General features: G+C 57.1%; 12 protein-coding genes and 1 pseudogene. 11 read left to right on the forward strand and 2 right to left on the reverse strand.

Annotated elements, in window-relative coordinates:
• Nucleotides 1–732: 732 nt before the first annotated feature.
• The 9 genes and pseudogenes from HNP98_RS07405 to HNP98_RS22430 form a co-directional block, all read left to right on the forward strand.
• On the forward strand, nucleotides 733–1407 hold the full coding sequence (locus HNP98_RS07405) for an exopolysaccharide biosynthesis polyprenyl glycosylphosphotransferase (RefSeq protein WP_173809418.1): 675 nt from the start codon (nucleotides 733–735) through the stop codon (nucleotides 1405–1407).
• A gap of 532 nt (nucleotides 1408–1939) precedes the next feature.
• The gene (locus tag HNP98_RS07410) at nucleotides 1940–2737 is read left to right on the forward strand and encodes a polysaccharide biosynthesis/export family protein (RefSeq protein WP_173809419.1); all 798 of its coding nucleotides are present in this window, start codon (nucleotides 1940–1942) and stop codon (nucleotides 2735–2737) included.
• A gap of 39 nt (nucleotides 2738–2776) precedes the next feature.
• A complete protein-coding gene (locus tag HNP98_RS07415; protein WP_173809420.1) occupies nucleotides 2777–5131 on the forward strand; it encodes a GumC family protein in 2355 nt (784 codons plus the stop codon).
• A gap of 68 nt (nucleotides 5132–5199) precedes the next feature.
• Complete coding sequence (locus HNP98_RS07420) at nucleotides 5200–5430, forward strand: hypothetical protein (protein ID WP_173809421.1); 231 nt, start codon at nucleotides 5200–5202, stop codon at nucleotides 5428–5430.
• 639 nt (nucleotides 5431–6069) lie between these two features.
• Nucleotides 6070–7002 (forward strand): glycosyltransferase family 4 protein, encoded by a 933-nt coding sequence (locus HNP98_RS07425; protein WP_317171060.1) that lies wholly within the window; start codon nucleotides 6070–6072, stop codon nucleotides 7000–7002.
• An 18-nt stretch (nucleotides 7003–7020) separates the two neighbouring features.
• Complete coding sequence (locus tag HNP98_RS07430; RefSeq protein ID WP_217425688.1) at nucleotides 7021–8397, forward strand: hypothetical protein; 1377 nt, start codon at nucleotides 7021–7023, stop codon at nucleotides 8395–8397.
• Nucleotides 8398–8401: 4 nt separating this feature from the next.
• Nucleotides 8402–9541 carry a glycosyltransferase gene (locus tag HNP98_RS07435; protein WP_173809423.1) on the forward strand — a complete coding sequence of 380 codons (1140 nt, stop codon included), beginning with the start codon at nucleotides 8402–8404 and terminating at the stop codon, nucleotides 9539–9541.
• Nucleotides 9542–9545: 4 nt separating this feature from the next.
• Nucleotides 9546–10220, forward strand: a complete 675-nt coding sequence (locus HNP98_RS07440) for an acyltransferase (RefSeq protein WP_173809424.1) — start codon at nucleotides 9546–9548, stop codon at nucleotides 10218–10220.
• Nucleotides 10221–10380: 160 nt separating this feature from the next.
• Nucleotides 10381–10578, forward strand: a pseudogene (locus HNP98_RS22430) (transposase); the annotation flags it as partial.
• Between the two features lie 193 nt (nucleotides 10579–10771).
• Here the strand turns inward: HNP98_RS22430 and HNP98_RS07450 are convergent.
• The gene (locus tag HNP98_RS07450; RefSeq protein WP_173809425.1) at nucleotides 10772–12763 is read right to left on the reverse strand and encodes a hypothetical protein; all 1992 of its coding nucleotides are present in this window, start codon (nucleotides 12761–12763) and stop codon (nucleotides 10772–10774) included.
• A 285-nt stretch (nucleotides 12764–13048) separates the two neighbouring features.
• Nucleotides 13049–13999, reverse strand: a complete 951-nt coding sequence (locus tag HNP98_RS07455; RefSeq protein WP_173809426.1) for an IS481 family transposase — start codon at nucleotides 13997–13999, stop codon at nucleotides 13049–13051.
• Nucleotides 14000–14458: 459 nt separating this feature from the next.
• Here HNP98_RS07455 and HNP98_RS07460 point away from each other — a divergent pair, with 459 nt between their 5' ends.
• Both HNP98_RS07460 and HNP98_RS07465 read left to right on the forward strand, forming a co-directional pair.
• Nucleotides 14459–14944 (forward strand): transposase, encoded by a 486-nt coding sequence (locus HNP98_RS07460; RefSeq protein WP_394368140.1) that lies wholly within the window; start codon nucleotides 14459–14461, stop codon nucleotides 14942–14944.
• Nucleotides 14945–15520: 576 nt separating this feature from the next.
• Nucleotides 15521–20080: a malectin domain-containing carbohydrate-binding protein gene (locus HNP98_RS07465; protein WP_173809428.1), complete on the forward strand. Its 4560-nt coding sequence runs from the start codon at nucleotides 15521–15523 to the stop codon at nucleotides 20078–20080.
• The last annotated feature ends 155 nt before the right edge of the window (nucleotides 20081–20235 follow it).

Here is a 20235-nt window from a genome sequence, read left to right on the forward strand (position 1 = left end):
GCTTACCACAAGGCCTTGTGGATCGAGCCAATCGCCGACAATCAGTGCCTAGACTAAATGGGTATGCCGTAAATCGGTCTTTTGGGGGTTGGCAGTTTAACAAGGACTTTTAAGAATATATAAAATAGTAAAATCACGGATTTAGATAAGGACTGCGTGTTTTCTTAGCCGGTAGTATCTGATTGCACAGCTGATTGGCTTTGGAACGCTCTAGCTTATCAAATCATTAAATACATATAATTATTAAAATATTTATATTATTTAAATTACTCAAAACCAATGATATAAGATTATCAGGTTGTTTTTTGAAGCGACAACGAACAGGAGCAGGCTTCCACCAATGCTTTCACAACGGGTCAAAGTCTGCCTTTGCGAAATACAATTTTTTCAAGTACTTTTTGGTGGTTTTTTTTATCAAAAAAACCAGAAAGCAAATATATTACTTGGCATAAGCCAATTGGCCCATATATTTGCTAGATAATCAACCGGTTCTGTACACAATTGAACAAAAATCGGAAAGTTGCATTAATCCGCGTTCTCCCCCTCTGCTAGCCTAAGCAGTAAGGTTTAACACAAAAAACCTGATATATAACGGCCGCGAGCCAGACTACTTATTCACCCAACCACCACTTCAGCCGGTTTGAACGGCAAAGATTCCGAAGCTGCTCTCTATCACCCACAGTCTGTCCTTACCTCCTCTTATAAACACCCTCTCTTTCACAAATCTTTATTATGGAATATAACCTAACGCTACCCAACCCTAGGGGCTCGATCAGCGCCAGCGGGGAATACCGTAACCAAAGCAGCGAGGCACAGGCCGTCTCTGCCAAGCGGGTATTCGATATCGTTTTCGCTCTGTTGGTTGTAGTATTCTTGCTGAGCTGGCTCATCCCCTTGGTGGCTTTACTTATCAAGCTCGAATCCAAGGGCCCGGCCTTCTTTAAGCAGCTGCGCACCGGCAAAGACAACCAACCGTTCTATTGCTTCAAGTTTCGCAGCATGCGTGTGAATGCCGAAGCTAACCATCGGCAGGCGAGCAAAGGGGACGCCCGCATCACCCGTGTTGGGTCATTCATACGCAAAACCAACATCGACGAACTCCCCCAATTCATCAATGTCCTCCGGGGCGAGATGTCTATTGTGGGCCCGCGCCCTCACATGCTCAAACACACCGAGGAATACTCCCAAGTTGTGAACGGTTTCATGGAGCGCCACACGGTTACGCCCGGCATCACGGGCCTGGCCCAGGTACGCGGCTTCCGCGGCGAAACGAAGGAAACCATCGCAATGGCGAAGCGGGTGAAAATCGACATCTGGTATATCAAGAACTGGTCGTTTTTGCTCGATTTGAAAATCGTCGTGATGACCGTCATTCAAGCCATTAAAGGCCACGATAACGCTTTTTAATTCATTGCAATCGGGCAACACGCTACTACAACTCCAAGGGTCGATTGTTGCGGGGCGCTAGTGCAACGCCGTTCCGTCCTGCTCAAGTTTCAAAGCGATGGAATTCGGGCCATAAGTGGTCAGCTTCCCCCGGGCCGGTGCCCGCCAGCCGCAAGGCCGAGCCGTAGCGGCACTGGCCATGCGGCTGGCGGGCACCCACTTTTCCAACACGCCGGGTCCTAAGCCGTTGGGTTCGTTGCCCATGCTAGCGCTCGTAAGCGCGTAGCCTAAAATAGTGGGTCCCTGCATTGCGCTTGGTAAAACCAGCCTATTGCTCTCCTCGGCATGGCGCCTTTGCCTGCCATTGCGCTGTTATGTACGGTGCTGGGCTGGTACTATCTGGACCAACCTACCAGTATTAGAATTTTTTGATATCTTTAGGACTGGGCAACTGCATAGATTAATAATCCGGTGCGAGTTTCTAATCCTATAATCCTATTTACCGACTCTAAACCAGCCGAGCATGCTCCCAAAGACTACAAAAACCCTATTCATGCCTTTTACCAAGTACCTATACGCCCTCCTTTGCATTGCCATAGCGTTGTTCACTTCTTGCTCGGCGGGGCGCAACCTGGTTTACTTTAGCGATTTGACTGGCACAAGCACGGACCAAACCCCCATTCAAAACAGAATCGAAACGAAGATTGAGTCCGGTGACTTGTTGAGCATCATCGTGAGCAGCCTGAATGCCGAGACCAACCTGATGTTTAACAGCGGCATTTTACTTCCGGCAGCCACTGGTGGCGGCGCAGGAACAGCCGCCACTAACCGGATTAACGAAGGGTATTTGGTTGACTCCAACGGTGAAATCAATTTACCAACCATTGGCAAAATAAAAATGACCGGCCTTACCAAGGAAGAGGCCGCGGATAAAATCACAACAATTGTTGGAAAATCGGCAAAATCCCCTATTGTAACCGTACGCTTTTTAAATTTCCGGGTCACGGTGATTGGCGAGGTGAACAGGCCCGCTACGTTTACGGTGCCCAGTGAAAAGATAAACGTTTTGGAAGCCCTGGGACTAGCTGGCGATATGACCGGCTACGGCCGCCGCGACGATGTGCTCATCATTCGGGAAAAAAATAATGTGCGGACCACGACCCGCATCAACTTAAATAACAAAAGCGTTTTAAATTCGCCGTTTTTTTATCTGCAGCAAAACGATATAGTTTACGTGGAACCCGACCATGCCAAGGCATTGCAAGTCAGTACTAGGTCTGTCAACTTACCCATTTATTTGTCCGTGGCTTCTGTTCTGCTTTTCTTTTTAACAACTGTCCTTTACCGTTAATTTAATTAGTCCCAACACCAAATTACATCGCTAATTATTATGGAAATGTTTCCGCTGAGCACTGAGCAACCCAATACAAAAAGCTTGAGCGCCATTATCGCTGGTTACGTGCGTTATTGGTACTGGTTTCTACTTGGTATATTGCTAACGTTGGGCTGTACATACGCATACTTACGTTACCTGGCAATACCTAAATATCTGGTCACAAGCACGTTGCTAATCAAGGATGATAAGTCAACCCCTGATTTATCGGGAACAGGTAAATTCACCGCTGAGGCAACGTCGCCAAGCAAAAGCAGCGAAGACGAAGTTGAAGTGCTACAATCGAAAAATCTATTATTACGGGTAGTAAATGAATTATCGTTAAATACCAGCTACTATGTACAGGGCCGGTTCAAGGATGTGGAAGTGTATGAAAAGGACATGTCTATCAAATTAATCATTAATAAATTAGATTCAACTGCTTACAATAAAACTATTATTGTTCAACCCACATCGAGTAATTCGTTTTCACTGAACGAGCACACGGGCAAGAGCCAATCTTACGAATTTGGACAACAAATTACTCGGCCTTACGGCACGTTTACGATTGTTTCAACACCCGATTTTTCCAAGCAACAGGGCGCAAACAATAAGCCAATCATTATCCGATTTCGTTCACCACACGATTTAGTTGACGAGTTTAGTAGCAACATTACGGTAGCGCCGTTGAAAAAAGAAAGCAACCTTTTGCGAGTGAGTCTAGTGGATGCGTTGCCGGAGCGCGGCCGCGCCGTGGTTAACGCACTACTTTTAGATTACAACAAGGAAGCGCTGGAAGACAAAAACATGGCCGCTACCAGTACCATTGCTTTTCTGGACAACCGCTTGAACAGCCTCACCGCCGAATTAACTGGCGTGGAAAAAAATGTGGAGCAGTACAAGCGCCAGAATGAAGTAGCCGATGTGGGCACCCAGGCATCAAGCTACGTGGCGCAAGCCGGCGAAAATAGCCGCAAATTAAACGATTGGGCTGCACAGATAACCGTTCTTGAATCGATTGAGGATTACTTGCGGCAGGGCGTGGGGCCTGGTCAAGCCCAACTAGTGCCGAGCACGCTAGGCATCCAAGACCAAACGTTAACGGGCTTGATCAGCAAGTTCAACGACTTGCAACTAGAGCGTGAACGCATGCTCCGCACCGCTGAACCGGGTAATCAGCTTGTGCAGACCATGAACGAGCAAATAACCAATCTGCGTTCTAACATTCTGGAAAACCTGCGTAACATCAAGGGCGGTCTGGTTCTGACGAGCAACAACCTAAGGGCCAATTCGCGCCAGTTTTCTTCCCGTATCCGAAATGTGCCAGTTATTCAGCGCGAGTTGCTCGAAATTGGCCGCCAGCAAGCCATTAAACAAACCCTTTACGAATACTTACTGCAAAAGCGGGAAGAAGCCTCGCTGGTGCTGGCGGCCACTACCTCCAAGTCGCGCGTTATCGACGCGGCGGCCGCCGACCCTTATCCGGTGAGTCCCAACAAACGACTGTTGTATTTAGTAGCCGTGCTGTTGGGCTTGGGCGTACCCTTTGCTGGCATTTTCCTGAGGGATATGATCGACGATAAGGTGCAAACCCGCCAAGACGTGGAACAGCTTACGCACACCCCTATCCTCGGCGAGCTGGCTCACAACACGGATGGCACCGTCATCGTGACCAAAAATAATCGTAGCCCTGCGGCGGAAACGTTTCGCTTCATCCGGGCCAACCTAACGTTTGCGGCGGGAGGCCGGGAAAACAAGGTGCTGCTGATAACGTCGGGCATGAGCGGCGAAGGAAAAACTTTTTTCAGTATCAACCTGGGGGCTAGTTTGGTGTTAGCGGGCAAGCGGGTGCTATTGCTAGAACTAGACCTTCGCAAACCAGCGCTGTCGCAGGAACTGGATTTAACTGCTGGACCGGGCTTGACCGATTACTTAGTTTCGAACGACATGCTAATTCATGACCTTATCAAGGCCTCGAATAAGGTGCCCGGCTTGATGGTAATCAGTTCGGGGCCCACCCCGCCCAATCCGGCCGAGCTAATGATGTCGCCTAAAGTGGCCCACTTACTTTCTGAGTTGCGGCAGAGCTTCGACTACATTATTATTGATACGGCTCCCGTGGGCCTGGTTGCCGACGCTTTGAGTCTAAGTCCGTTGGTAGATTCGTCTATTTACTTGATTCGCCGCAACTACACTTACAAAAAGCAAGTGGCCATCGTCGAGAACCTATATCGCAGCAGTACACTAAGCCACTGCATGATTGTGCTGAACGATGTAAATGGCAAAAACACATACGGCTACGGGTATGGGTACGACGACAAATCGGCCGATATTGTTAGCAATCAAAGCAACATGTCAAAAGTTAAGGCATAAATACGTAGGACTTTGGGGCCCTTCTTATTGGGCGTTGGGTTTGCGCCCCCAGCCCTTACTTTGTCCCTATGTTCATTCCGGAAAGCTGTAAAACTTATCCAGCAAGGAGCATTTTTCAGCATATTATCACCCACCCTGTACTGGCCCCGGTATTGATATGGCTGACGCTAGCTAGAATTACAGAGTCGGTCCAACTAACGTTACAAGCCTTCAGCTTTGCTGGCTGCATTCTCGTCATCCGGCTGCTTATTACTAAGGACTACGACCTAAATGCGCTGGCCAGCACCATGCTTGGCTGAAACATGGGTACCGGCACCCCGAGCCTCCTACCAATCGTCTTTTGTGCCCTGTACACTTTTCGTGACTGAGCATCGACACGTTACTTTTTATTCCGGCCGACATCTTTCTCATTATTTTGGGTAGCGATGCTTGACGTTTTCACGCTCAAGGAGATTACCGACCTAACTATTTTTGTGGTTTCCAGCTAGTCCACCATACCGATTACTTACAGCATTATCAAAATACAGCAGGCGCAGTGGGCCTCGAAATTGGCGGAAGGGATAAGCACAGCCGCTGCTACCCGCGAAATAGTTGTGTAGCGATGTGATTATTCGGACAAGAACCGATGAGATATGACCGGTAAATTCGTTTTTTCGCATCCCACGGGCAACGCCAACGTGCGCGCTGCTGCTAACGGGCTTGCCCAAAGCGGTCAGTTGGCCGCGTTCCATACTGCCATTGCTGCCTTCCCGGGTAGCTGGCTCGATCGCCTGGGCGCGGTGGGCCCGCTGGCCGAACTGCGCCGCCGGAGCTTCGAGCCGGCGCTGGCACCCTTTACGCACACTTGGCCATGGCGCGAGGCCGGCCGTTTGCTGGCCGGGCGTACGGGTTGGGAAGCGTTAGTGCGCCCCGAAACCGGAGCATTCTCGGTTGATGCCGTGTACCAAAGCCTCGACCGACGGGTGGCTACCGGACTGGGCCAGGCCGCCAAGGCGGGGGCCACGGGCGTGTACGCCTACGAAGACGGGGCTGCCGGTGCTTTCCGAGCGGCCAAAAACTTGGGCCTGAAATGCTACTATGACTTGCCCATTGGGTATTGGCGGGCCGCGCAGCGCTTGTTGGCGCCCGAGCGCGAACGATGGCCCGCGTGGGCCCCCACGCTTGTGGGCTTCGGCGATTCGGCCGCCAAGTTGGGCCGAAAAGACGAAGAGCTACGCTTGGCCGACCGTATTTTCGTAGCTAGTCGCTTCACCGCCGACACCCTGCGCGATTACCCCGGCCCGCTGGCACCGGTCGAAATCATTCCCTACGGTTTTCCGCCCGTAGGCGAAACGCGTATTTACACGGCACACCCGGGCCGGGTACTAAAACTGCTCTTCGTAGGCGGCCTCTCGCAACGCAAGGGCGTCGCCAATCTGTTTGCGGCCGTCGCGGCACTGGCTCCGCACATCGAGCTGACGGTAGTGGGCCATAAGTCAAGCGATGCTTGCCCGGCCCTCGACGCGGCACTGGCCCGGCACCGCTGGATTCCCAGCTTGCCCCACGCCGACATCTTGCACTTGATGCGGGCGCATGACGTGCTTGCCTTCCCGTCGCTGTTCGAAGGCTTTGGACTCGTCATTACCGAAGCTATGTCGCAGGGCACGCCTGTAATAACCACCGACCGCACGGCGGGCCCCGACCTCATCGAGCACGGTCACAACGGCTGGCTCGTGGAGGCCGGCTCGACCGAAGCCCTTCAGGCCGCGTTGGCCGAACTGCTGCACCGGCCCGAAGCCGTAGCCCGGGCCGGCCGGGCCGCTCAGGAGTCCGCCCGCCGCCGGCCGTGGGCAGTCTACGGCCACGAATTGGCCGTGGCCCTGGCTCAGTAGGCCCAAATACATATCGCTATGCTCCCTTCCCTCACCCGTTTTACCGCCGCGCCGGCCGCGCCCATTGCGCCGCGCCGCGCCGCAGCCGACCCCATACAGCGACTAAAGCAAGGCATTTGGGCGTACTTTTTATTACTGCTGTTCGAAGGCGCACTGCGTAAATGGGTGCTGCCCGGCCTGTCCACACCACTGCTCATCATTCGCGACCCGCTGGCCCTGTGGCTCGTATTGGCCGCTTGGCGACAGGGTTTGCTACCTGCCAACGGTTACCTGGGGAGCATGACTGCAGTGGGGATTATCGCCTTTTTCACCGCCTTGCTGTTCGGCCACGGCAGCATCCCAGTGGCCGTGTACGGGGCTCGCATTCTGCTACTGCACTTTCCACTCATCTTCGTCATTGGGCGCGTGTTCGACCGCTCTGACGTGGAACGCATCGGCCGGGCCATGCTCTGGATTGCCATTCCCATGACCGTGCTCATCGGCCTACAGTTTTACAGCCCGCAGTCGGCCTGGGTGAACCGCGGCGTGGGCGGCGATATGGAGGGGGCCGGTTTCAGCGGTGCACTAGGTTTTTTTCGGCCGCCTGGCACGTTTTCGTTCGCCACCGGCAACACCGAGTTTTACAGCCTGCTGGCGTGCTTCGTGTTCTATTTCTGGCTGCAAGGCGGCCGCGCAAACCGACTGGTGCTGGCGGCGGCTACCGTTGGACTGCTGGCGGCCATTCCATTTTCCATTGCGCGGTCCTTGCTGTTCCAGACCATTATTTCGCTGCTATTCGCATTACTAGCGGCATCCCGCCAGCCCAAATACCTGGCCCGCATTGTACCGGCCCTAGTAGCAGGGGCCTTTCTACTGGTTCCCTTTAGCCAGACCAGCTTATTGAAAACACCGCTCGAGGCGTTTACCACCCGCATCGAATTGGCCAGCGACTATGAAGGCGGGGTGGTGAAAGGCACTTTCGGTGACCGTTACCTTGGCGGCATGGTAAGGGCCCTTACCGGGACGGGTTCTACCCGGGAGCCATTTTTTGGCTATGGTATCGGCATGGGCACCAACGTGGGTAGCAACCTGCTTTCCGGCCGCAGCGAATTCTTAATTGCCGAGGATGAATGGGGCCGTCTCATCGGCGAGATGGGCATGGTGCTGGGACTCACAGCCATCTTCATTCGCCTGGGACTTGGACTGAAGATTGCTTGGGCCAGCTACCGCCAGCTGGCCCGGGGCCAGTTCCTGCCCTGGATGTTGGTCAGCTTTGGCATATTTGCGCTGACGCAGGGGCAGTGGGCGCAGCCCACGGCACTGGGCTTTAGCATAATGGTGAGCGGATTAATGCTGGCCGCCTTGCGCCAGCCCCGGCCTGAGCCCATCGCAGCTCCTCGTTTGCAATCAGCTTAGTTGTATGCGAATTATTCTGATCGGCAACTATCCTCCAGACGGCCAGGAAAGTATGGAGCGATTCGCGCAAATGCTGGACGCTGGCCTTCGCAACGCCGGGGCCGCCACCGAAATTTGGCGGCCGGTCCCGGTGTTTGGGGCGAGGGTGGGCGCAACGAATGCGGGCTACCGGAAGTGGCTGGGCTACCTCGACAAGTGGATGATTTTTCCCCTCGTTCTGCGTTGGCGGCAGCGCCGGCCGGCGCTGCAAGAGTCCAACGTGCGATTTCACGTCTGCGACCATTCCAATGCGCCCTACTTGGCCCATCTGGATCCACAGCGTGCTAGCATTACTTGCCACGACGTGCTAGCCATCCGCGGGGGCCTGGGCTACGCCGACGCCCATGTGGTCGCCTCGCGCCTGGGACAAACGCTTCAAAAATGGATTTTTCGCCATTTGAGCCAAGCCAGGCGCTTGGCATCCGTTTCTCAGTTCACCCTACGGCAGTTGGTAGAACTGACGGGTGCCGGCCCACTTGCCGGGTGGCGGGTCATCCACAACGCGTTCAACGCCGATTTTGAGCCCCTGTCGCCCGTCGCCCGCGAAGCGGTGCTGCACCGGGCAGGCCTTTCATTTCCCGCGCCTTTTTTACTTCATGTGGGCTCGGGCCTGCCCCGCAAAAACCGGAGCTTACTGCTCGATATGGTGCACGCACTGGGCAACCGCTGGGTGGGTACCATATGCTTTGCCGGAGAACCCTTAGACGAGGCGTTGCTTGCCCATGCCGGAGCCCTGGGCCTGCGTGGGCGGGTAGCGTCGGTAGTGAAGCCTGACCATACCACGCTCGTGGCTCTTTACAGTGCCTGCGAGGCTTTCGTGTTTCCTTCGCTTAGCGAGGGTTTTGGCTGGCCTATCATTGAGGCGCAGGCCTGTGGGGCCCCAGTAATTGCCAGTAACATAGAGCCCATGCCCGAAGTAAGCGGCGGCGCGGCCTTGCACGCCGACCCCACTGACGCGTCGGCCTTTGCGGCGGCCCTATTGGCTTTGCAGCAGCCCGGGGCCCGCGACGCACTGGTACAGCAGGGGTTCGCCAATTGCCGCCGCTTCGAGACTACCTACATGGTCCGAGCCTATCTCAATCTTTACGGCTTGGTGCCAGCATAGCCTTATGAAGTTGTTGCTCAAGATTATTTCTTGCCTACTGCCCTGGCCGCTACGCCGCCAGGCGCTGGGGAAGTGGTTCGGCTTCGAGTTGCACCCCACGGCCCGCATCGGCTGGGCCTGGGTGTTCCCCAACAAACTCAGCATGGCCGCCGGGGCCCGTATTGACCACTTCACTGTGGCCATCCACTTGGACGCCATTCGCATGGGGGCCAGGGCCACCATCGGTCGCGGTAACTGGATAACCGGTTTTCCGACCGATGGCACCGGCTCAGCCCGGCATTTCGGGCACCAGCCCGAGCGGCGGGCCGTACTGGTGCTAGGCGAAGCGGCAGCAGTCACCAAAAACCATCACTTGGACTGCACGAACCAACTGACGATTGGTAATTTTTCGACGGTGGCGGGTTACCAGTCACAGTTTCTTACTCATTCCATCGACGTGATGGAAGGCCGTCAGGACAGCGCGCCCATCCATATCGGAGACTATACGTTTGTTGGGACGAACGTGGTGGTACTCGGCGGGGCAGTGCTGCCAGCATATTCGGTGCTCGGGGCCAAGTCCTTGCTCAATAAGCCTTACACCGCTGAGTGGATGCTCTACGGGGGCGTACCCGCCAAGCCGGTGCGCGAAATTTCGCGCACCGCCAAGTATTTCAGCCGCTCTGACGGTTTCGTGTACTAAGGGGTGTGCTCAGTTAATTAGGTTATATTTAAATTCGTGAATGCAGACCGCACTTTATTGCAGTGGCCTGGGAATGACGGACAGAAGAAGGACGCACATTTCTTCTGTTATGGTAACCAAATCCAGCGGGACGTCGCCCGGCAAATAGCGTAAATACGACAAGACCTTCAAGGCAGAGTCCCTGCGCTTAGCTAGCGAGAGCCGCAGCGCCCAAGCTGCGGCGCGGCAGTTGGGCGTCAGCCCCAAGCTGCTCTACCGCTGGCGGCAGGCCCAACTCGTGGCCGAAGTGGCCCGCGAAAATGTGACCCACGATCCGGGAGTGCGTACCCTGCTGGCCCGCCTAAAGCGAGCCGAGTAGGAGTTGGACATTTAAAAAGCCTTAGAAGCTGTTTGAGTTAAATTTGGAGGGCCCCCACACGGTGTAGCGGCGCATCTTCGTTTTCGGATTGAACGGTTTCGGCCTAACCGGAGACGCAAAAATGCGTCTCTACCCCCGTTCCAACAGCTTACAAACTAACGCAAACAGCTGCTAAACTAACTCCTCACACGCCCTATCCGCGCATAAGCAGTCGGAGCAGGCTCCGACTCACTGGATCGGCCAGCGCGAGGCTACCCGCCATCCAGGGGCCGTCCAGGATGAGTTGACCGGCATTGGGCTGAAAACGATATCGGGCGCTCTTGGCCAAGTCGCGCAGGCCGGGTCGCCGGGCCAGCTCGGTTTTGCCGCTCCAGTACTCAAAAGGCAGTTTTCGCAGTTCGTTTGCCTCGGCGCGGGTAGGATTGCTGGCCAAAGAATTAAAGGCCGTGGTAGCGTATAGGTCCAGTATGGTCTTATCGGTTTCCCCCAGTAGTAAATGCTCGGCAGTGAGTTGCGCGAACGTGGTGCAGGCTTGGTGAACCAAGTCGCACCGTTGTCTTTTTTCCAGCGAAACCTCGGCTGGCCCAAATTCCAACGAAACGTCAGTCCCTGCGCAGCGGTATGCTATCAAAGAGGGCTCGTTTGTAGCCAAGAGGGCTTCGGCCAACGCAATTTTAGAGAAAGGAAATTTTCCTTGGTCGGGCGGTAAGTATGAATTTGTTGGGTTCTGCCTTTCGGGGTTGAGAAATTTCAGGTATACCCAGACTGCCCGATTAACTGCGGGCGCCACGATGCCATCGTACAGAAATTCTATCGTGCCCCGCGAGAAGCCGTCAACTAACAGAAAGCCTCGGCCGGAATTCATTCCACATTGTGCAAAATACTGCCGACAGGTCCAACGGGTTTTTTCTTCCACCGCAGCTAATTGCTCGTGTAGCAACCCTGCGGCAAATCCTTGCAGCAACGCCTCCTTCTGCCTCTTCGAAAGCGGAGTGTCTGTGCCCATATTTCCGCCCACAAAGGCCTGTAGCACGGCTTGGTCTGCCTCGGCCAGGTCCAATCGTTCCCTGATTGCTCTGACGGTAAGGTTCTTGCTATTTTCTAGGGCAGCGGCGAGGCCTTGGGGATTGGGACCTGTCAAATTGGTTTTGCACCAGGCCGACCTGGAGCACCGGAAGTAGTGGATGTTGAGGCCGAATCCGTAGGCTTGGTTAATGATACGTGCCACCTGCATGGGCAAACTGCCGTCGCGAGAGCAAAAAAACAGGTCCGCGAGCCCTTGCTCCCTGGCCTGAAGCAGGCAGTGGAACGCGAAGGAGAACATGAGTGGCGCAAACCCAGTGACAACTGCATCCCAAAGGCCGCGCTGGCTATCAGGGCCGGTGAAGCTAACTCTCGTCAGACGGGAGAGGGCCGCTAGGCGGCTGCCCAGCGGTACGTTTCCAAGCGGCTGCAACGTTGCTCTTTCCCGCTCGTGGAGCAGTCCCGGGCGGAAATGCCGTCCGCGAAAGCCGCTTAGCCAAGCCATGACATAGTCTGACCGGTAGTTGTCCCCGGTGTGCTTGATGGCAAATGGCGGCCGAGCCAAGGCTCGCCGCACGTGCCGAAACAAACGGCCGTTGTGTTTTCCGCAGCCCGCCTCCGCTGATACGAACAACTGGTCCCCCGGTCGCCAAAACCCATTCTGGCGCAGCATCCGCAGGATTACTTCGTTCGGTAAGTACATATCCGATATGAACACAACCGATTCTCCGGCGTCGTGGATACGCGTCACAAGAGCCAACATTTGGGGTACTGACTTTAACGTCTCCACCTCAAGTTCTTGCTCGGTTTCCAGCGCCCGGCCACTCTGCTCATCCGTCCACCCCAGATCCAGAGCTAAGTGCGCATAGATCTTCTGCATGGACGGCTGCTTTTTGTACTGTCCTTGTTGCCAAGCGACAACTTCCGCTGCTTGCCGGCGCGTGGTGAAGTCAGCTATTTGCGGTCCAATGAGCGCAAGCGCTTGCAATTGCTGCCCTAGTAGCAGGAAAGAATCGCTAGGGTTAGCCCACAAACGCGTAAGGCACGTGTCGAAGACGTCGAAGCTATTTCGTATTTTAACGGGTGCTAGGTCCGCCATATTCCTTTCTATGTAGATGAACGGGCTGCGTTGTAGCGCCTGCTGACACTGTTTTACGTGCACTGATATGGGGCACCAAACCTTGCCTTAGCCGCACGTCGCAGCACCGGCGCGAAGTACGAGGAAAAACTTGTTTCGCCCACTGAATACAAGTCGCGGGGGTGGGTAGGGGCAAAAAAGATCTGTCCCGCACGCAACAGAGTAAATATAGAGTATTCAACTCCTCCCAGCTACGCTGCCCACGGCGGAGCAGGCCCTGGTAATGCGCTGCTTTACCAATGTTTTACCGGCCGCAGCCCGTCCTGCTCGGGCTCCTGCCTCGGAACCGCGCCATTGCTTCCCCGATACTTAGCTGTATAGTCCCAGCATGAGGTGGGTCGGGTCTCGGGTAAAAATGGCGGGGTTGCTTTGCCACTGGGCGCATACGAATTCGTGTGGGGTCAGCCCGCGCAGGGTCTTCAAGCGCTTGGCAGGGTTGTAGGCCAGCAAAAAGGCTTGCAGGTGCTCGTTGAGCTCGTCGGTGGTCTGGTAGTGGTAGCGCTGGACGGTAGCCTCTTTGATGGTGCGGTTCATGCGCTCGACCTGGCCGTTGGTCCACGGGTGCGCCGGTTTGGTCCGCCGGTGTTCCACGCCAAAGGCCCGGCAGATGCGGGCAAAGCTGTGCCCGCCCGGAAACCACTGGTGGGGTTGCAGCGTGAATTGCACCCCGTTGTCCGTCAGCACGGTGTGGGCTTTGTAAGGCAGCTTTTCCAGCACCCGCCGCAGAAAGTCCGCCGCGACCATGCGCGTGGCCCGCGGGTGCAACTCGGCAAAAGCCACTTTGCTGGTGCGGTCAATGGCGACAAAAAGGTACTGGCGGCCTTCTTCGGTGCGCACTTCGGCGAAGTCGACGTGCAAGTAGCCGATGGGGTAGTCCTTGAATTTCTTTTTCGGCGGGCTCTGCCCGTCTTCGTTCAGGGGCAGGCGGCTGATGCCGTGGCGTTGAAAACAGCGGTGCAGCGCCGAGCGTGACAGGTGCGGAATCGTGGCTTGCAGCGCGTAGAGGCAATCGTCTAGCGCCAGCAGGGTGTGCCGGCGAAAGGCCACGGCGATGGCTTCCTGCTCGGCCGTGAGCATCGTTGAAACTGGCTCTGGGCCCATGCGCGCATCCCGCACGCCGGGGCGCTTGCGCCACTTGGCCACCGTTTTCGGGTTGATGCTGTAGCGCGTGGCTAAGCTTTGTAGGCTTTCCTGGCTGTGTTGGATAGCGCGCCGTATCGCCTGAGTTGTGCGGGCGCTGCCGTGGAGTACTTGTCCCATAGAGTAGTGCGAAATTCCAGCCCGGAAAATACACCATCACTCCCTGGGACTATACATCTAAGCCGCCTCCGGCCAGCCGACCCGGTGAGCACCTACCAGCATATCGCCCAGCGGGCCGCCCGTGTGCCAGCTCTGCCAGGTGCTGTGTGTGTGGCCCCGGCGGCCTACTGCTCCTCGCGCCGCCGCCAGCAGGTGCCGCTGGGCGTGCCGGCCTAGCAAGTAACCGTGCGTGAAGCGTTTGCCCATCACGGCCAGCACGGCACGCGCCAGTGGCGCATCGAAGTACCCCCAGGGCCACGCGGTGGGCCGCTGACGCCTCCGCCGCGTGCCCCACGCCCACTGCCTGCGTGCCCAGCAGCCCCGTTCGTTCGTGCCGCGCACCGCCGACTCCGACCCGGCCGTGCGCGCCGCCCCCAACCGCTTGCTCGGCCAGCCGGCTTCCACCGCCCCGAACCGGGTGTGTGTGGGTGGGCAACAGCACCTACCTGCCGTGCCAGGGCGACGGGCTCTACCTGGCTGGCTGGCTCGACCGCTGTTCGCGCAAGGCCGTGGGCTGGGACGTGTGCGAGACACTTGGTCGGCGAAGCGTTGCGCTACGCCTTGGCCGTGCGCCGGCCAGCGGCCGGGCTCGTCGTGCATTCCGACCAGGGCAGCCAGTACATGGCCACCCGCTCTAAAGAACTAATCGCGCGGCACGGGGCACAACAAAGTATGAGCCGGCGCGGCAACTGCTACGACAACGCCCACGCCGAATCGTTTTGGAGCCGCCTCAAGGCCGAACTGCTCGACGGCGGCAGCTTTTCAGAACTGGAAGAGGCCAAGCTTGAAATAAGCCATCACATCGCCTATTACAACGCCGAATGCTGCCATTCAGCCATTGGCTACCGCTCGCCCAATTACTTCGAAACGCAACTCCAAACCACGTCCCAGTTCTGTCCGGCGTAGCTAGACCACCTCAACGATGCACTCCACGGCCCAGCGCGTGGCCGCGGGCACGAAGCCCAGGGCAACAATTTGCCACTGCGGGTCAGTTAGGGGCTGATGTCTTTCAACCATAAGGCATAAGGCATAAGGCGAGTGGGGGCCTAGGAACTCCGCCCATCACCTGTGGGCTTGTTTTCTTTTGGATTAACTGCCATTCCATACACCCCCTCAATAAATTTTATGCCCGCTGGAATTATAACCCTCAATTATTGAATAATAACCGCTCAATAATTTTATTTTTTTATGTGATTGAATAAAATAATTATATTTATCACATTTTGTCATTTGTATTTAATTTTTGATAAAACAAAAAAATTTAGTGGATGAATACGATAAAATTACAAATTTACAAAAGTTAATATTATCATTTTATTGAATAAATCATATTTTTTAATTCTGAATGTATACGAACAAAGGGGGATAAGTCACTGTCAAGTAATATATTTGCAAATACGAGGGGGAAATAATTTGAATTACCTAAACAGAACATACTGTATGTCAAAATTATATTATTTGTCCAGCAGCTTATTCCTAGTAATGGCATTATTTACAGTATTACCAATATTTGGTCAAACTAAAATACAATTCATTCTCAAACAGGAGGCGACGACTAGCGCGGGAGCGTACACGTCCGATGGAACGCTGGTGCGTACGCTTTGGCGCGGAGTTTCTTACTCAGAAGGGCCACACACTGCCACCTGGGATGGCAAAGACGACCAGGGCCAGGCCCTGCCGGCGGGGCCTTACGAAGTGCGGGTGCTGTCGCACAACATCAACTATGTTTGGGATGGGGCTATCGGCAACACTTCAGCGGCGCAGTCGGGCACCAGTGTTTTCCAGGGATTTTTACCCATTCGTGGCATGGTGGCCAACGACACGGCTATTTTCTATACACAGGGCTATAACGAAGGGCAACCCTACCTGCACCGCTTCAGGCATACCAACCCCCGCAGCAAAACGAACCTTGGCCGTGTCGATGCCTTCACGTCGGTGAGCCTGATAGCCAGCGACGGCACCAACCTGTACCTGGCCGACAACGAAGGCGGGGTGGGCGCGGGCAACAAAACCTCGTTTGTCTACGCCCGGCGCCTCAAAGACGACACCGAACTCACCTTCACGGCGGGCCAGGAGGTGCGGCTTAATGGCAGCTGGCCCGGCCAGTACTACCCGAGCGTCATCGACCTCGACCAGACCAGCCCCCCTTCCCCGGGCCTCCTCCAGAACGGGGCCACCGGCCTGGCCGTGCAGCGCACCGGCCGCATCCTGGCCGTGGCTCACCGAGGGCAAAACGTCATCCGCCTCTTTGACAAAACCACCGGGCAACTGCTAGCGAACCTGCCGGCCGCCAGCCCCGGCTCGCTGAGCATGACGCCCGCCGGCGACCTGTGGGCCGTGGTGGCCAACGGCGTGGTGCGCTATACCAACCTGAGCACCCTGCCCCTGGTGGCCGCCGTACTTCCCGGCCTCGCCCACCCCTTGGCCGTGGGCACTGACCCCGCCAACGAAGACTTGGTGCTGGTGGCCGACGGTGGCCCCAGCCAGCAGGTGAAAGCCTACTCGCGCATTGGGGTACCCCTGTGGACGTATGGCCAGGCGGGGGGCTACGTGGCCAACGGCAGCGCGGTGCGCAACGATAAGCTTTGGTTCGAGAACTCCGTCACGAGCGAAACCGCATTCATTACCGTTTTGCCTGATCATTCCTTTTGGGTGAGCGACATCGGCAACAACCGTTGCCTGCACTTCTCAGCCACCCGGGCCTATTTGGAGCAGGTCATGTACCAACCCTTTTCCTACACCACCTCGGTCGACGCAAACGATCCGACCCGTGTTTTCAGCGATTTCCTGGAGTTCAAGGTCGATTATACTAAGCCCATCGGCGATTCGTGGACCCTGGTCCGCAACTGGCGAGCGGGCCTGGACGCCCGTTACATCGGATTTACTCAAGGGCTGCACCAGGTAGCCACCCTGGCCAACGGGCGAACTTATGCCCTGCTCCGCAATTTCAGCGACTTCTACACAGAGACGGCCGAACTTGGCGGCAACTATCTGCGGCCCACTGGTATTAGGCTGGCTACTGTTGAGGAAGAGCCTACCCTGATGCCCGACGGCACGGTGTACTTGGCCCCCCATTCCGTAGGAACCAATACCGCGGTGGCATGGCACGTGCGGGCTCTAACCGGCTTTGATGGGAGCGGCAACCCGCAGTGGGCACTTCCCAAAACCTTGGCCAGCGTGCAAGCGGGCCCCCAGGACCCGGTTCCGCACCCCATCGGCGGAATTGATGCCACCAGAGCCCCTGTTACGTCTTCCGGCGTCATGGTCTCTTTCGATAACTCGAAGAGTTCTGGCTGGCACTTAGGCGGCATACGGGTTGGGAGTACGAAGTGGCTGTGGAAAGCCAGCCCCACCGGGGCCCTAGACGGCAAAGGCAGCTTCGATATTGGGAACAGCGTGCAATACCCGGGCAACGCAGTAATGGCCTCGGGCCGCCACGTACTGTACGGTTACCACGGCGAGGGCTGGAACTACGCCGAGGCTTGCCAGCACATGCATTTTTACGACGACGGCCTGTTTATAGGACAGTTTGGGGAAAGTAACCTGGGCCACTTGGCCGCCGAGGGGGCCGTGGCGGGCTCGGCCGGCAACGGCCTGTCGCCGTGCCTGACCACGGTCAACGGCGAAATGTACCTGTGGGTGAACGACGAGGGCGGCCACGGGCCCCAGCGTTGGCACCTGGTGGGGGCAGGCACGGTGCAAGAAGCCACCGGTACTGGGGCCTTGGGCGCTACCATTACCTTGGTAGCTCCGGCGGCAGCGTTTCCACAACGGGTGATGGCCACGCCCGGTAACCAGCAAATCCAACTTACGTGGCAGGCCGCCGCGGGCGCAACGGGCTACACCATTCGCTATGCCTCGGCCCCGGGCGGGCCCTATATAACTACCGCCACCCACGACACAGCCACCACTTATACAGTGCCCAAGCTGGCCAACGACACCCGCTATTACTTATCGGTGGTGCCCCAGCTGGTCAGCGGCACGGGACCGGCCTCAGCCGAAGCAACGGCAGTGCCATACGCACTTTCATCGCTTGTACAACTAGCCGGCAATCAATCTACTAATTCCAACGTGTTCACCGTCAATTCCACGGCCCCTGGCAGCAACCAGCCGGCCGTGCAGCTCCAGCCCGTTTTGCATTACGAAGACGGTACCTCGGCACTATCCCAGGTGGGCAGCCAAGGCTACGTGCTCTACAACTGGGGCGGGCCAAACATTGACAACGCCAACGTGCGCCCGCCGTTCACCGTGACCAAGGGCTCCGGCTGGCGAAACGACGATTTCCTGAGCTTTCAATTCAACGTAGACGCCCTGGCCGGCAACAACTTTGGCTTATACAGCAACCCTACCGGCCAAATCAACATCGGCGTCGCCGACGACAAATGGCACTACCTGACGGCGTGCTGCCCGTCCCGATTCGCCGACGCCCGCCGTTTTGTGGTGACGCTGGCTCCCCAGGGCCAGCCTGGCGCGGCGGTGCGCTACGCCGTTAGCGAAAGCTACGGGCGCAGCCACATCTTTCAGTTCCGCTTTAAAGGACCGGTTACGCTAACGGTTGACAGCCAAGGTGGCAGCGCGGGTACGCTCCAGGCCATTTTTCTGGACGGTGACCCCCTGGCTGTATCCGTGGCCCCGGTCGGACAGTTGGCCGGCTTCACCCTCGTGAACGCCGATAAGGGCCAGGAGATCAAAACCCTCCACGCGGGCGAAACCCTTAATTTGGCCATTTTGCCCACCCGCAACCTCAACATCCGCGCAAACACTAGCCCCGCGGCAGTGGGGAGCGTAGCCCTGGAGCTGAGCGGCAAGCAAACCAAAGCCCTGATTGCCAACACTGCCCCCTACGCCCTATTCGGTACGGCCAACGGCAGGTACAACGCCTGGACGCCCGCGACGGGCTCCTACGCGCTCAAGGCCACGCCGTTTGCCGCCGGCAACGGCAGCGGCCCGGCGGGCACCGCCCTCACGGCCCCGTTTGCCATTATCGACCAAGCCGTGGCCAAAGCAGTTTACCGCATCAACGCCGGCGGGAGTAGGCTCATCACCGCTTTAGGGGTGTTCGCGGCGGATACCAGCTTTTGGCCGGCTCCGGGCATCGCCGCCCTCGTGGCCACCCCCATTGCCAACACTGGCAGCGGCGAGTTATACCAGAGCCAGCGGCAGGGCACCAACGGCGTGCTGAACTACAGCCTACCCGTACCCAACGGCAAGTATACCGTCATCCTCCATTTTGCCGAAAATACGTGGGCCGCCGCCGGCAAGCGCGTCTTCGACGTGGCGCTGGAGGACCATAAAATGCTGGCCGGCTACGACATCTACAAGAAGGTGGGGGCCGCTGCGGCCACCACCGAAACCCTGGACGTGGCCGTAGCCGACGGCACTTTGAACGTGAATTTTAGCGCATTGGCCAGCAGCGGCGGGGTGGACCAGCCCACCGTGGCGGCCATCGAGGTGCTGGCGGCGGCCGCGCCGCTGCCCGTTACGCTCGCCGCTTTCGGGGCCGAGCGCCGGGGGCCCGACGCGCTGCTGACGTGGGCCACGGCGTCGGAGCAAGCCAATGCCTACTTCGAGGTGGAAAGCAGCACCGATGGCACCACCTTCGACAGCCTGGGCAAGGTGGCCGGCTACGGCACCACCAGCCAGGCCCAGCACTACCAGTTCACCGACCTGGCCCTGGCCCGCTACAAAGCCAACGTGGTGTATTACCGGCTGCGCCAGGTCGATACCGACGGCACCGAAACGCTCTCCCAGGTGCGGCCCGTGCAGGCCACCCAGCCGGTTGACTTCGAGGTGGCGGCCTGGCCCAACCCGCTGGCATCGGGCGAGCCGCTGAGCCTGCGCATCAGCACGACGGCGGGAGGGGCTGCCAGCTTATTGGTAACCGACGCCGTGGGGCGCACCCTCAGCCAGCAGCAAGTAGCATTGGGCCAGGGCAGTACTACTTTCGTGCTGGCCGAATCGGCGCAATGGCCCAAAGGGCTGTATGTGCTGCACGTGCAGCAGGCCGGCCGGGGGCAATCCGTGAAGGTGGTGCGCAAGTGACGCACCAGCCCTGCTCGCGGTCCCCGGCAGCCCCCGGCCCCGCAAAGACCCGGCGCCGCGCCGCGGTCCGGCGTACGGCAAGCGTTTTTTCCTGAATAACTTGCTTCGGAAACGGGCCGGGGCGCTGCATTTAGCGCCCGGAAAGCGGTTCACTC

The organism is Hymenobacter caeli (assembly GCF_013294115.1).
GTDB lineage: Bacteria > Bacteroidota > Bacteroidia > Cytophagales > Hymenobacteraceae > Hymenobacter > Hymenobacter caeli.

Bases quoted from the DNA above. Each gene is read 5' to 3' on its own strand.
- HNP98_RS07430 (WP_217425688.1), top strand. From the start codon at position 7,021: ATGCTCCCTTCCCTCACCCGTTTTACCGCCGCGCCGGCCGCGCCCATT.
- HNP98_RS07435 (WP_173809423.1), top strand. From the start codon at position 8,402: ATGCGAATTATTCTGATCGGCAACTATCCTCCAGACGGCCAGGAAAGT.
- HNP98_RS07455 (WP_173809426.1), bottom strand. From the start codon at position 13,999: ATGGGACAAGTACTCCACGGCAGCGCCCGCACAACTCAGGCGATACGG.
- HNP98_RS07465 (WP_173809428.1), top strand. From the start codon at position 15,521: ATGGCATTATTTACAGTATTACCAATATTTGGTCAAACTAAAATACAA.
- HNP98_RS07440 (WP_173809424.1), top strand. From the start codon at position 9,546: ATGAAGTTGTTGCTCAAGATTATTTCTTGCCTACTGCCCTGGCCGCTA.
- HNP98_RS07405 (WP_173809418.1), top strand. From the start codon at position 733: ATGGAATATAACCTAACGCTACCCAACCCTAGGGGCTCGATCAGCGCC.
- HNP98_RS07415 (WP_173809420.1), top strand. From the start codon at position 2,777: ATGGAAATGTTTCCGCTGAGCACTGAGCAACCCAATACAAAAAGCTTG.
- HNP98_RS07410 (WP_173809419.1), top strand. From the start codon at position 1,940: ATGCCTTTTACCAAGTACCTATACGCCCTCCTTTGCATTGCCATAGCG.
- HNP98_RS07420 (WP_173809421.1), top strand. From the start codon at position 5,200: ATGTTCATTCCGGAAAGCTGTAAAACTTATCCAGCAAGGAGCATTTTT.